The organism is Phenylobacterium aquaticum (assembly GCF_022695515.1).
Taxonomy (GTDB): domain Bacteria; phylum Pseudomonadota; class Alphaproteobacteria; order Caulobacterales; family Caulobacteraceae; genus Phenylobacterium; species Phenylobacterium aquaticum.
This window is the reverse complement of the sequence record NZ_JALDPT010000069.1, coordinates 1-11,816: the sequence shown is the minus strand read 5'-3', so window position 1 is coordinate 11,816 and position 11,816 is coordinate 1. Positions and strand designations below refer to the sequence as shown.

Genomic DNA, 11,816 nt, shown 5'->3' with positions numbered 1-11,816 from the left:
CCACGTCCAGCCAGGGGCGGTGGTCGGCGGGATCGATCAGGGCGCGTCGTCAGGGCCGCCCGCTCGGCGCGGGGATAGTCGCGGGCGGCGCTCGCCCGGGCGAAGATGTTGTTCTGCAGCCGGATCAGCACCGCCCGGTCGGGCGCGGGCGCCATCAGCCGGTCGAGCCGATCGGCGACGTCCGGGGTGAGGCCCGCGTGCAGGGCGCGGCGGGTGAGCTCGGAGGGCAGGACCACCCGGCCTTCGCTGAACGGGTCCAGCGCCATCGGTCCCTCCAGGGTCTCGATGCGCAGCAGGAAGTGGCCGGGGAAGTCGACCCCCTGGACGGTCAGGCCGCACTTGCGGGCGACGTGGAGGTAGAAGATCCCCAGGGCCACAGGCAGGCCCTTGCGCCGCTCGGCCACGGCCAGGATGTCGGCGTTGTCGGGCGCCTCATAGGTGAGGAGATCGCCGGTCAGCCTGAGGTCGCCGGCCAGGGTCTCGGCCAGGGCTTCCTCCGGGCTCTCGCGGGTCAGGCGATCGGTCAGCCGGGCCACGCCGGTCTCGGCCAGGGCGCGGGCGGCGCCGGGATCACGGGCCGGATCCTCGTGGATGGCGCAGGCGATCGCCGCCTCCAGCAGGGGAAATTCCTCCGCCTGGCCCGCCTCGGTCAGGATCTGCTCCGCCTCCTCCCGGGTCATGGGGTCAGGCCTCCTGGTAACCGTCCGCCCAGGCGTCGGGGCGGTGCCTGGGCCAGCGGCCGGGGGCCAGGGCGATCAGGTCCAGGCGGATGGTCTTGTCGGCCAGGGCCGGCCGCCGGGCGGCCAGGTTGCGTCCGGCGCGGCGCAGACGCTGGCGCTGGTCGTGTGTCACGGCCTCCAGGGCGGTCTCGAGCCGGGTGCGCGACTTGACCTCGACCACGGCCAGGACCTTGCCCTTCACGGCCAGCAGGTCGATCTCGGCCTGGGGGGTCTTCAGGCGAAATCCAAGGATGCGATAGCCCTTGAGCATCAGCCACAGGGCCGCCCAGACCTCGGCCCGGCGGCCGCTGACGCGGGCCGCGGCGCCGCGGATCGCCCGCGCCGCGCTGCGCGGGCTGAGGCTGCCGGACCCGGTCATCCGCCCGCCGCCTTGAGCTCCATGGCCCGTCGATAGAGGTCGCGGCGCGGCAGGCCCAGAGCCTTGGCCACCTCGCTGGCGGCCTCGGCGGGCTTCAGTCGGGTCAGGGCGTCGCTGAGCGCCCGGTCGGCGTCGGCCGCGGTCGCGGCCTCCTCACGGCCGGGCCCGACCACGATCACGAACTCGCCCTTTGGCGCGACCATTTTCGGGTCGGCGGCGAGGACGTCGAGGGGGCCGCGCGTGACCGTCTCATAGAGCTTGGTCAGTTCGCGGCAGACGGCGGCCTCGCGCGGCCCGAAGACGGCGGCCATGTCGGCCAGGCTGTCGGCCACCCGGCTGCCGCCCTCGAAGAACACCAGGGTCGCGCGCAGGCCGGCCAGCTCCTCGAAGAAGACCTTGCGGGCGGCGGACTTGGGCGGCGGAAAGCCGGCGAACAGGAAGCGGTCGGTGGGCAGGCCGGCGACCGTCAGGCCGGCCAGCAGGGCCGAGGCGCCGGGGATCGGGAACACGGCGGAATTCTGGGCGATGGCCTGCAGGGCCAGGCGATAGCCGGGGTCGGAAACCAGGGGCGTGCCGGCGTCGGAGACCAGGGCGACGCGGGCGCCCTCCGCCAGTCGGGCCAGCACCTTGGGCGCGGTGCGCTCGGCCGAGTGCTCGTCATAGCGTTCGAGCTTCTTGGACAGGCCGAAGGCCGCCAGCAGCTTCCCGGCCACCCGGGTGTCCTCGGCGAGCACCAGGTCGGCGGCGTTCAGCACGTCGAGGGCCCGCAGGGTGATGTCGCGCAGATTCCCGATCGGCGTGGCCACCAGATAGAGGCCGGGCGCGAGCGGCGCGTCTGAGAGAGCCGGCGGCGGCGGGTGGCGAGACATGCCGCAGGCTTCGCCGGTTCGCACGCCCAACGCAAGCGTGGCCGCGTTTCAGGCGAGCGCGAGGCGCATGGTCAGCGCGTCGAGAACCAGCCGTCCGGCCCGCGTCGCCCTCAGGCGTTCGGGGTCCTCGACCACCAGGCCCTGGCGGATCAGGGCGACGATTTCGGGGTGGTCGGGGTCCAGGTCCAAGGCCGCAACGTCCGGGTACGCCACGCCCTCGTCGATGCGCAGGCCGGCCAGGAGGCGCTCCTCGGCCGCCTCGATCTCGGACAGGGCCTCGCTGGTCGCGAAGCCCAGGCCGGTCGCGGCCACGCGGGCGATGTAGTCCGCAGGCCGGGCGGTGGCATGGGTGGCATGCCGGACGCCGTTGCGGGTCAGGCGGCCGTGGGCGCCCGGGCCCGCGCCCACATAGTCCTGGCCCCGCCAATAGACGAGGTTGTGGCGCGACCGGGCCGCGACGCCGCGCGCATGGTTGGAGACCTCATAGGCGTCGAAGCCGGCGGCCTCGAGCACGCGCTGGGTGGTCTCGAACAGCTCGGCGGCCAGGTCCTCGGCCGGCGGGACCAGGGTCCCGCGGCGCACCGCCCGGTCGAAGGCGGTCCCGGCCTCGATGGTCAGCTGATAGGGCGAGACATGTTCGGCGCCCATCTCCACGGCCCAGGCGAGTTCGGCGGCCCAGGCCTCCGGGCTCTGGCCGGGCCGGGCGTAGATCAGGTCGATGGACAGCCGCGGAAAGGCCGCCGCCGCCGTCCGGGCGGCGCGCCGCGCTTCCTCGGCGCCATGGTCGCGACCCAGCAGCTTCAGGGTGGCGTCGTCCAGGGCCTGAACGCCGAGCGACAGGCGGTTCACCCCGGCGGCCGCGAAGCCGGCGTAGCGCCCGGCCTCGGCGTCGGTGGGATTGGCCTCCAGCGTGACCTCAAGATCGGCGGCGGGCGTCCAGAGCGTGCGGGCCAGGGCGATGATCTCGCCCGCCCAGTCGGGGTCCATCAGCGAGGGCGTGCCGCCGCCGAGGAACACCGAGACCAGGTCGCGGGGTCCGGTCAGGGCCCGCTGGGCCGTGAGATCGGCGAGGATCGCATCCTTCAGGGCCAGTTGCTCGGCGCGCTTGCCGCGGTCGCGAAAGACGTTGAAGTCGCAATAGGGGCAGATGCGCGCGCAATAGGGCCAGTGGACATAGACGCCGAGGGCCTCGGTCAAAGCAGGGCGGCCTTCAGCAGGGCGAAGGCGCGGGCCCGATGGCTCATGGCGTCCTTGGCGGCCGGCTCCAGCTCCCCGAAGGTCTGGTCGAAGCCGAGCGGCTGGAAGATCGGATCATAGCCGAAGCCCCGGTCGCCCCGCCCGGGGAAGACCAGGGTCCCGTCGATGCGGCCTTCCACCGTCACCCCAGGTCCGCCCGGCCAGGCGACGGCCAGGGCGCAGGTGAACCAGCAGCTGAGATCGTCGGACCCGGTGGCGGCCACCCGTTCCTCCACGTGGCGCATGGCCAGGGCGAAATCCTTGTCCGGCCCCGCCCAGCGCGCGGAATAGATCCCCGGCGATCCCTCCAGCGCCGTCACCGACAGCCCGGAATCGTCGGCAAGCGCGATCAGGCCCGAGGCCTCGCCGCGGCGCGGGCCTTGAGCAGGGCGTTGCCGACAAAGGTGCTCTCGGTCTCCTCCGGCTCGCCCAGGCCGAGGGCGCCGGCGGTGACCAGCTCGAATCGGTTTTCGAGGATTTCGGTCAGCTCCCGGGCCTTGCCGGGGTTGTGGGTGGCGACGACGAGGCGGGCGCCGGGCTCGAGTTTCAGGGCCATGGGATGCCTTTCGCATTGGGCGGCGCGGACCATAGGGGCTTGGCCCTCACGCTGCATTGCAAAAGTTTAATATCGAAAAACGATAATTCCATTGATCGATAATCGAGGTGGCCGTATTGAATATCGACATGAACGGCACAGCGCCGTTGGCACAAATGCTGCATCGCAGCAAACCTGAACCAAGGAGCTACCCCATGTTTTCCCCCGTGATGTCCTGGATGGACCGTATCGCCGTCAGCGTGATCATGATGCTGGCCGCCGCCCCGGTGCTGGCCGTGGTCGCCGACAAGCTGATCGCCTAAGCTCGCCCCGTGACTGTGGCGGGACCGTCTCGCCGCCGTGGCCGCCGTTCGCCGGGGCCCGGCGGCGGACCTGAACGAGGGGCTGACTCTATGCCTTTGATGCGCGCCTTGGGGCCGGGCTCGGTGTCGAGCTTCCTCAAGATCATCCTGGATGTGGTGTTCTACGCCCTGTGGGTCGGTCTGGGCGCCTCCGGCCTGATGTTGTTCGCCGCCCTCCTGCTCAGTTTCAATCCCGACCTGATCGGCGACATCGCCCTGTCGGTCGGCGAATCCAAGCTGCTCTCCAGTGGTCCGGTGCTGATGGGCGCCATACTGGCGGTCGGTCTCTATCTGGCCGGCGTGCTGGTGATCGTGGCGCGGCTGCGCCAGATCTTCGCGACGCTCACCGCCGGCGACCCCTTCCATCCCGACAATGTCGCCCGCCTGAGGGTGATCGGCCTGATGCTGGCCGCGCTCGAGCTGGGCCGCTATGGCTTCCAGATCGCCAGCGCCTGGCTGCTGCCGGGCCGCAACCAGGTGGATTCCAATCTCAATCTGACAGCCTGGTTTTCCGTGCTGGTGGTGTTCGTTCTGGCGGAGGTGTTCCGCGAGGGCGCGCGCCTGCGCCGCGAGGCGGAGCTGACGATCTAGATCATGCCCATTCGCGTTCTCCTCGACCGGGTCCTGCTGGAACGGCGCATGTCGCTGACCGAACTCGCGGACCGGGTCGGCGTCACCATCGCCAATCTCTCGATCCTCAAGACCGGCAAGGCGCGCGCCGTGCGCTTCTCGACCCTGGCGGCCCTGTGCCGCGAGCTGGACTGCCAGCCGGGCGACATCCTGTTCTATGAGCCGGGACCCGGCGACGACGTCATAGACGACGACGGATGACCGCCCGCGACCTCGCGTCGCAGTGCAACATTTTCGCCGCAGATTTGGTGAATCCCGGCGTCTAAGCAGTGATCAGATGTTGATTTATCAATGGGCCGCTTCTATATGCGCCGCAGCAAATGTTGCGATGCACAAGGAGATGGACATGCTTCGCGCTCTGGAACGTCTCATCGATCGCCTGATGGCTCCCTTCGCCGAAGAACTGGCCCGCATGCCGGCCTCGGCCTTCCGTCAGCTGCTGTCGGGCCACTAAGCAGTATCCTTCTCCCCTTGTGGGAGAAGGTGTCAGCGTAGCTGACGGATGAGGGGTTTCGCTCCATCATCCATGCGTCCTGTGAGGGGCTCGCCGACAGGCTCGTGCGACCCCTCATCCGACCCTGCTCCGCAGGGCCACCTTCTCCCGCAAGGGGAGAAGGGTTTCCACTAAACGTCAGCCGCCGGTCGCGACCAGCTGCAGGGCGCAGAGTTCGCCGATGCCCTTGCGGGCCAAGCCGAACAGGGCCTCGAACTCCGCCTGGCTGAAGCCGCGCTTCTCGCCGGTCGCCTGGATCTCGACGATGTCGCCCCTGCCGGTCAGGACGAAATTGGCGTCCGCCTCGGCGTTGGAGTCTTCCTCATATTCCAGGTCCAGCACCGGGACATTGTTGTAGACGCCGCAGGAGATGGCCGCGACCTGGTCGACGATCGGGTCGGTGGTGATCAGGCCCTCGTCCATCAGATAGCGGGTGGCCTGGCGCAGGGCGACCCAAGCGCCGGTGATGGCCGCCGTGCGGGTGCCGCCGTCGGCCTGGATCACGTCGCAGTCGATGGAGATCTGGCGCTCGCCGAGCGCAGCGGGATTGATGATCGCCCGCAGGGAGCGGCCGATCAGGCGCTGGATCTCCTGGGTGCGGCCCGACTGCTTGCCTTCGGAGGCCTCGCGACGGCCGCGGGTGTGAGTGGCGCGGGGCAGCATGCCGTATTCGGCGGTCACCCAGCCCTGGCCGCGGCCGCGCATGAAACCGGGGACCCGCTCCTCGACGCTGGCGGTGATCAGCACCTTGGTGTGACCGAAGGAGGCGAGGCAGGAGCCCTCGGCATAGCGGTTGACCCCGGTTTCCAGGGTGACTTGCCGAAGCATGTCGGGCGTGCGGTCGGACGGGCGCATGGGAAGTCTCTCGGAAGGGCGGTCGACGGAGCGCCGCGGTCATATTCGGGTCGGCGACTTGCGCCGGCGAGGTGCGCGCTTATCCTAGATCATAGAGGTTCCGTCCATGGTGCTACCCCAGATCCGACGCCTGCCGTGACCAGTTCGCTGCTTTCCCGCGGCCCGACCCTGGCCGAGCTTGACGCGCGCGCCAGAGACATCTTCCGCCGCGTGGTCGAGAGTTATCTTGAGACCGGCGATCCGGTGGGATCGCGCACCCTGTCCAAGGGCGGGGTGCACCTGTCCCCGGCCTCGATCCGCAACACCATGCAGGACCTGACCCAGCTCGGCCTGCTGGGCGCCCCGCATTCCAGCGCCGGACGGCTGCCGACCCATGCGGGTCTGCGGCTGTTCGTCGACGGCCTGATGGAGGTGGGCGATGTGGGCGAGGATGAGCGCCGGGCGATCGAGGCGCGCCTGACCGGCCGACCCCGCTCCTTCGACGACGCGCTCAACGAGGCCAGCGCCATTCTCTCCGGCCTGGCCGGCGGGGCGGGCATCGTCGTCGCCCCGGCCCGCGACGCCGGCGTCAAGCATGTCGAGTTCGTGGCGCTCTCCGAGAACCAGGCCCTGGCCATCATGGTGTTCGAGGACGGGGCGGTGGAGAACCGGCTGATGCCGCTCACCGCCGGCGTCACCCCCAGCGCCCTGCAGGAGGCGTCGAACTTCCTCAACGCCCGCCTGCGCGGCCGCACCCTGGCCGAGGCCGGCGCGGAGGTCGCCGCAGAGCTTGAGAAGGCCCGCCGCCAGCTCAACGAGACCGCCGCCCGGCTGGTCGAGGACGGCATGGCCGCCTGGGGCGGCGGGGACGGGGCCGACCGGGCCCTGATCGTCCGGGGCCGGGCGAACCTGCTGGGCGACCCCGGAACCCTCGACGATCTCGAGCGGGTGCGCATGCTGTTCGATGATCTGGAACAAAAGGAACAGCTGATCGGTCTGCTAGACGGGGTGCGGGAAGCCCAGGGCGTGCGCATCTTCATCGGCGCCGAAACGCGACTGTTTTCGCTTTCGGGTTCCGCTGTCATCGCCGCGCCCTATATGACGGGCCGACAAAAGGTGCTGGGCGCGATCGCCGTGATCGGGCCCGCCCGCCTCAACTATGCCCGGGTGATCCCGCTGGTGGACTATACCGCCCGCGTGCTCTCCCAGGTGACGAACGCGTGAGAAGGAACGAAATGTCCGACGATCAAACGCCGGCCGAAGAACTGGACGCCGTCGCCGAAGCGACCCTGAGCCATATGGAGGCGCTGAACGCGGAGATCGCGGCGCTGAAGGAGCAGGTGCTGCGCTACGCCGCCGACGCGGAGAACACCAAGCGCCGCGCCGAGCGCGAGGCCAATGACGCGCGCGCCTACGCCATCCAGAAGTTCGCCCGCGACCTGCTGGGCGTGGCCGACACCCTCGCCCGTGCGCTCGCCGCTCCGCCCGCCTCCGCCGATCCGGCGGTGAAGAACTTCCTGGTCGGCGTGGAGATGACCGAGAAGGCCCTGCTCAACGCCTTCGAATCCAACGGGCTGAAGCGCGTGGAGCCGGCCAAGGGGACCAAGTTCGATCCCCACCAGCATCAAGCCATGATGGAGCAGCCCTCCGAGGAGGTGGCTGGCGGCGCGGTGATCCAGACCCTGCAGGCCGGCTATGAGCTGCTGGGCCGTCTGGTGCGCCCCGCCATGGTCGTGGTGGCGACCAAGGGCTCAGGCGCGGAGGCCGCCCCCGACGGCGGCGGCGCCAATCCCTACGCCAAGGCGCCGGCCGAAGCCGACCCCGACGCGGGCGCCTCGGTGGACCGCAAGGCCTAGGCCGCGGATCGCCCCGCTATGTCATCCCGATTTCCGCGCAGCGGAAGACCGGGATCCATAGACGCTGATCTCTCCTGAAATTCCTGTGGTCCCGGACAAGCGCGTGCCGCGCTTTCCGGGATGACAGGTTTGGGGATGAGGTCCCTACAGCCCCAGGATCTGCCTCAACGCCACGGCGTTGTTCCGGTCCTCGTCCTTGGCGGCATAGATCAGGGTCACCGGCCCGGCCGCGATCTCGCCGCGCAACTGGACCACGGCTTCGGCCGCGGACGGCGCCTTCAGCTCACTCGCGTAGGCGGCGATGAATCCCGCCCAGTCTGTCGCTCCGGCGTGTACGGCCTTGCGCAGGGCGTCGCTCGGAGACAGGCTCTTCAGCCAAAGATCGATGCGCGCATCGGCCTTTGTGATCCCGCGCGGCCAGAGCCGATCCACCAGGATTCTCTTGCCATCTTCGGGACTTGGCGCTTCATAGGCGCGCTTCAGGAACAATTCGGACATCGCGACGGCTCCAAATGGCGGGCCATTAACCCTATTCTTGCATATGCAACTCTTGTATATGCATGTGTCCATGAAAAAGGTTCGGCAACCCCCCAGGGATCGGCGCGGAGAACTCCGTGAGGCGGCGGCCTTCGCGGCCGCGGAGTGCGCCGGAAGCTTTGTGCGCCTGGCGGCGCGGCGGGTCGGCGCCTTCCTGGAGAACCGCCTGATCCCCACCGGCCTGACGCCGGCCCAGTTCAGCCTGATGGCTCACATGGCCGCCAGCCAGGACGACAGCCTGGGCGCGCTCGCCAAGCGCACCGGGCTCGATCCCTCGACCCTCACCCGCAATCTGCAGGTCCTGGCGCGCCAGGGCCTGGTCGAGATCGCCATCCAGGACGACAGCCGGCGCAAGCTCGCCTGGCTGACCGAGGTCGGCGTGCGGCGTCTGGCCTTCGCCCTGCCGGTCTGGCGCGAGGCCCATGCCGAAATCAGCGCCCTGATCGATGTCGGCCTGGCCCGCAGCCTGGCGGAATCGACCGCCATACTGGAAATCGGGGCCTGATCCACATCTGCGGCGCCGCCAGCCCTTTCCCGCGCCGTGAGAATGATTAAAGTCCCAAGTCCCCTCCAGTCGGGGGCGGCGGCGAGTTGATGCGCCGACGCGCGGAGATTCGGACCGGAACATGAAGCTTACGATCGAACGGGCGGCCCTTCTGAAGGCGCTGGGGCATGTGCAGAGCGCCGTGGAGCGTCGCAACACGATCCCGATCCTCTCCAATGTGCTGCTGTCGGCCGAGCGCGACCGGCTGACCTTCTCGGCCACCGACCTGGACATGGAGATCATCGACGAGGCCCTGGCCCAGGTGGACCAGCCCGGCCAGATCACCGCGCCCGCCCACACCCTCTACGAGATCGTCCGCAAGCTGCCGGAAGGCGCCGACGTCTCGCTGTCCTTCACCGGCGAGGATCCGCGCCTGACCGTGGCGGCGGGCCGCTCGCGCTTCAACCTGCCGGTCCTGCCGGCCGGCGACTTCCCGGTGATGTCCTCCGACGGGCTCTCGGCCCGCATCGGCGTCGACGTCAACGACCTGATCCGGCTGATCGACAAGACCCGCTTCGCGATCTCCACCGAGGAGACGCGGTATTACCTGAACGGCCTCTATCTCCACACGGTGGTCGAGGGCGGGGTCTCCAAGCTGCGCGCCGTGGCCACCGACGGCCACCGCCTGGCGCTGGCCGAAATGACCGCGCCGGAAGGCTCGGCCGGCCTGCCCGGCGTCATCGTGCCGCGCAAGACCATCAACGAGGCGCGTCGCCTGCTGGAGGACGCCGGCGAGAGCGTCGACCTGCAGCTCAGCCCCCAGAAGGTGCGGTTCGAGTTCGGCGGCGCGGCCCTGACCTCCAAGGTCATCGACGGCAACTTCCCCGACTATGTCCGGGTCATCCCGCGCGACAACGACCGGGTGATGATGGTCGACAACAAGTTGTTCGCCAAAGCCGTCGACCGGGTCGCCACCATCTCGGCCGAGAAGAGCCGCTCGGTGCGCATGGCCATCGAACCCGGCAAGGTGATCCTGACCGTCCGCAACATGGAAGCCGGCCAGGCCGTCGAAGAGATCGAGGTCGACTACGCCGGCGACAGCTTCGAGCTCAGCTTCAACGCCCGCTATCTGCTCGACGTCACCGACCAGATCGGCGCCGAACAGGCCGAGTTCCGCTTCGGCGGCCCGAACGACCCGGCCCTGGTTCTGGACCCGATCGACCCGGACGTCCGCTACGTGCTGATGCCGCTCAGGGTTTAGCGGCTGTTGAAAGGCGGTACGAAGTTCGAGGTCGGCGGCACGTCAATCTCCTTCCCGGTAGGGGGCGGAAGGGGGGCGGCGCAGGCGTCGCCCGGGCAGAATTCACGTTTCGCGGCGGCCATGGTCATTTGATCGAACTTTCGTTCCAGTCGCCGAAAGGCCATGCCTAGCTTGGTCGCGCCCTCGAGTTCGAACCTGCCGCCGGGACCCTGCTTGTAGGCAAGGATCGCCCTAAGCTCGGGCGCCGTAAACTGTTCAGCGTAACTGTAGGTCTCTGCGACACGGGCGGCATCCATCATGGCGTCCGCGGCGGACTTGAGGGCCTTGCGGCGTTCCTCGGGCGCCGAGGCGATCACGTTTTCCAACGGACCCATGAACCGCGTCGCGAGCGCGGTGTCGGCCTCCGCTATCGCTCGGCCCAGAGCCAGCTGATCCGGGCTGACCGCCGGCGCGGGTTGAGGTTCGAGGGGTGTTGACAGGGCCGTGCAGACCTTGGCGCGAGACCACTGACACTGCATGGTCTGGAAGAATCGATCCCGGGCAGGCTTTAGGCGTTTCGCCGTCGCTGCGTTGGCCTTGTATCGCTTGGCCCAATAGCTCTTGCCTTCGGGGCTCTCAAAGAAGGTTGCGTCCGCGGCCATGGCGTCTTCAGGCTCATAGCCCGCCAGAAGGCCGGATGCGGCTTCCAGCTCCTTGGGGGTGATCGCCGTTACAGCGCTCTTTATGGTCGCGGCCGCTCTTTGCCGGGTCTGGAGCGTCACACCCGGCGAACTGGAACTGGTCACCACCTCGGTCAGGCGCGCGTATTTCGTCTCCAGATAGCCGGGGAAGTCCTCCGCCAGGAGGGCCCTGCGGGCTGTCACGACCGCCTGTTGCGAGGGCGGGGGTGGATCTTGCGGGTCTTGGGACGCTTGCGCCTCCGCCGGAACGGCTGGCTTTGGTAGGGCGAAACGGATCGGAATGCGCACGTCTCCGCCCGCCACGGGCGCGCCGTCGACCGTCTTCGGCCGCATGTGGAACGAACTCGATAGCGAGACCGCGGCCGCGCCGAACCCCAGGCCTGCCGGCCCTTCGTCGACGACAGCGCAGTCCGTGAGCGCTCCCCCGGCGTCGACCAAACAGCTGATGGTCGCATAGCCCTCGACCTCGAACATCTCCGCGATCATGGGATATGCATGCGCAAACGCGTCTCCACTGGGACGCATCAGCCAGTCCGGGTTGGTGACCGTCCCCCCGGGCGCGCCGCCGCCAAGCTCGCCGCCGCAGCGAGAATCACAAGAGTCGACACGCCGAGCCCCCCATAACAACCCCAGCGGGCACCCTACAGCCTGGGGCGACCGCAGCAATGCCTGGGTTCGCCCCCCGCCGCGAAACCCGCTAAACACCCCCCGTGCGCACGGCCCTCACCCACCTCACCCTGACGGACTTCCGTTCCTATGAGCGGGCCGAGATCGCCCTGGATGGGCGGCCGGTATGGCTGGTAGGGCCGAACGGGGCCGGTAAGACCAACCTCTTGGAGGCGGTCAGCCTGCTTACGCCGGGGCGCGGCCTGCGCGGCGCGGCCCAGGTCGAGCTGGGCCGGCGGCTGCCGGGCGAGCGCGTGGGGCGCGCCTGGGCGGTG

The 11,816-nt window shown here is 69.3% G+C and carries 13 protein-coding genes and 2 pseudogenes; 7 read left to right on the top strand and 8 right to left on the bottom strand.

From position 1 onward, the window contains the following. From MQH10_RS25695 to MQH10_RS25675, 5 genes and pseudogenes are all read right to left on the bottom strand, one after another. A pseudogene (locus MQH10_RS25695) lies at positions 1–680 on the bottom strand (SirB1 family protein); the annotation flags it as partial. Between the two features lie 4 nt (positions 681–684). After that, positions 685–1,098 (bottom strand): YraN family protein, encoded by a 414-nt coding sequence (locus tag MQH10_RS25690; protein ID WP_242566814.1) that lies wholly within the window; start codon positions 1,096–1,098, stop codon positions 685–687. Next, positions 1,095–1,967, bottom strand: a complete 873-nt coding sequence (gene rsmI, locus MQH10_RS25685; RefSeq protein ID WP_242566813.1) for a 16S rRNA (cytidine(1402)-2'-O)-methyltransferase — start codon at positions 1,965–1,967, stop codon at positions 1,095–1,097. The genes MQH10_RS25690 and rsmI overlap by 4 nt, the downstream gene beginning before the upstream one ends. A gap of 48 nt (positions 1,968–2,015) precedes the next feature. Beyond that, on the bottom strand, positions 2,016–3,164 hold the full coding sequence (gene hemW, locus MQH10_RS25680; RefSeq protein ID WP_242566812.1) for a radical SAM family heme chaperone HemW: 1,149 nt from the start codon (positions 3,162–3,164) through the stop codon (positions 2,016–2,018). Next, a pseudogene (locus MQH10_RS25675) lies at positions 3,161–3,759 on the bottom strand (non-canonical purine NTP pyrophosphatase). Before MQH10_RS25675 ends, hemW begins: the two are co-directional and overlap by 4 nt. Positions 3,760–4,160: 401 nt before the next feature. On the opposite strand from MQH10_RS25675, the gene MQH10_RS25670 reads away from it, so the two are divergent. Both MQH10_RS25670 and MQH10_RS25665 read left to right on the top strand, forming a co-directional pair. Then, positions 4,161–4,691: a DUF2975 domain-containing protein gene (locus MQH10_RS25670; protein ID WP_419720804.1), complete on the top strand. Its 531-nt coding sequence runs from the start codon at positions 4,161–4,163 to the stop codon at positions 4,689–4,691. Positions 4,692–4,694: 3 nt separating this feature from the next. Further along, complete coding sequence (locus MQH10_RS25665) at positions 4,695–4,931, top strand: helix-turn-helix domain-containing protein (RefSeq protein ID WP_242566810.1); 237 nt, start codon at positions 4,695–4,697, stop codon at positions 4,929–4,931. Between the two features lie 430 nt (positions 4,932–5,361). Here MQH10_RS25665 and rph read toward each other — a convergent pair whose 3' ends face one another. Next, positions 5,362–6,078, bottom strand: a complete 717-nt coding sequence (gene rph, locus MQH10_RS25660; protein WP_242566809.1) for a ribonuclease PH — start codon at positions 6,076–6,078, stop codon at positions 5,362–5,364. Between the two features lie 135 nt (positions 6,079–6,213). On the opposite strand from rph, the gene hrcA reads away from it, so the two are divergent. Beyond that, complete coding sequence (gene hrcA, locus MQH10_RS25655) at positions 6,214–7,281, top strand: heat-inducible transcriptional repressor HrcA (protein WP_242566808.1); 1,068 nt, start codon at positions 6,214–6,216, stop codon at positions 7,279–7,281. Positions 7,282–7,292: 11 nt separating this feature from the next. Next, positions 7,293–7,913 (top strand): nucleotide exchange factor GrpE, encoded by a 621-nt coding sequence (gene grpE / locus MQH10_RS25650; RefSeq protein WP_242566807.1) that lies wholly within the window; start codon positions 7,293–7,295, stop codon positions 7,911–7,913. Between the two features lie 144 nt (positions 7,914–8,057). Here the strand turns inward: grpE and MQH10_RS25645 are convergent, their stop codons facing one another. Continuing rightward, positions 8,058–8,411 carry a DUF488 domain-containing protein gene (locus tag MQH10_RS25645; protein ID WP_242566806.1) on the bottom strand — a complete coding sequence of 118 codons (354 nt, stop codon included), beginning with the start codon at positions 8,409–8,411 and terminating at the stop codon, positions 8,058–8,060. A 160-nt stretch (positions 8,412–8,571) separates the two neighbouring features. Here MQH10_RS25645 and MQH10_RS25640 point away from each other — a divergent pair, with 160 nt between their 5' ends. Next, a complete protein-coding gene (locus tag MQH10_RS25640; protein WP_242566805.1) occupies positions 8,572–8,955 on the top strand; it encodes a MarR family winged helix-turn-helix transcriptional regulator in 384 nt (127 codons plus the stop codon). A 121-nt stretch (positions 8,956–9,076) separates the two neighbouring features. Next, positions 9,077–10,195, top strand: a complete 1,119-nt coding sequence (dnaN, locus tag MQH10_RS25635) for a DNA polymerase III subunit beta (RefSeq protein WP_242566804.1) — start codon at positions 9,077–9,079, stop codon at positions 10,193–10,195. On the opposite strand, the gene MQH10_RS25630 is transcribed toward dnaN, so the two are convergent. Then, positions 10,192–11,361 carry an energy transducer TonB family protein gene (locus MQH10_RS25630; protein ID WP_242566803.1) on the bottom strand — a complete coding sequence of 390 codons (1,170 nt, stop codon included), beginning with the start codon at positions 11,359–11,361 and terminating at the stop codon, positions 10,192–10,194. The two genes, dnaN and MQH10_RS25630, sit on opposite strands and share 4 nt — an antisense overlap. 224 nt (positions 11,362–11,585) lie before the next feature. Between MQH10_RS25630 and MQH10_RS25625 the strand changes: the two genes are divergently transcribed. Next, a partial coding sequence (locus tag MQH10_RS25625; protein ID WP_242566802.1) for an AAA family ATPase occupies positions 11,586–11,816 on the top strand: 231 nt, incomplete at its 3' end.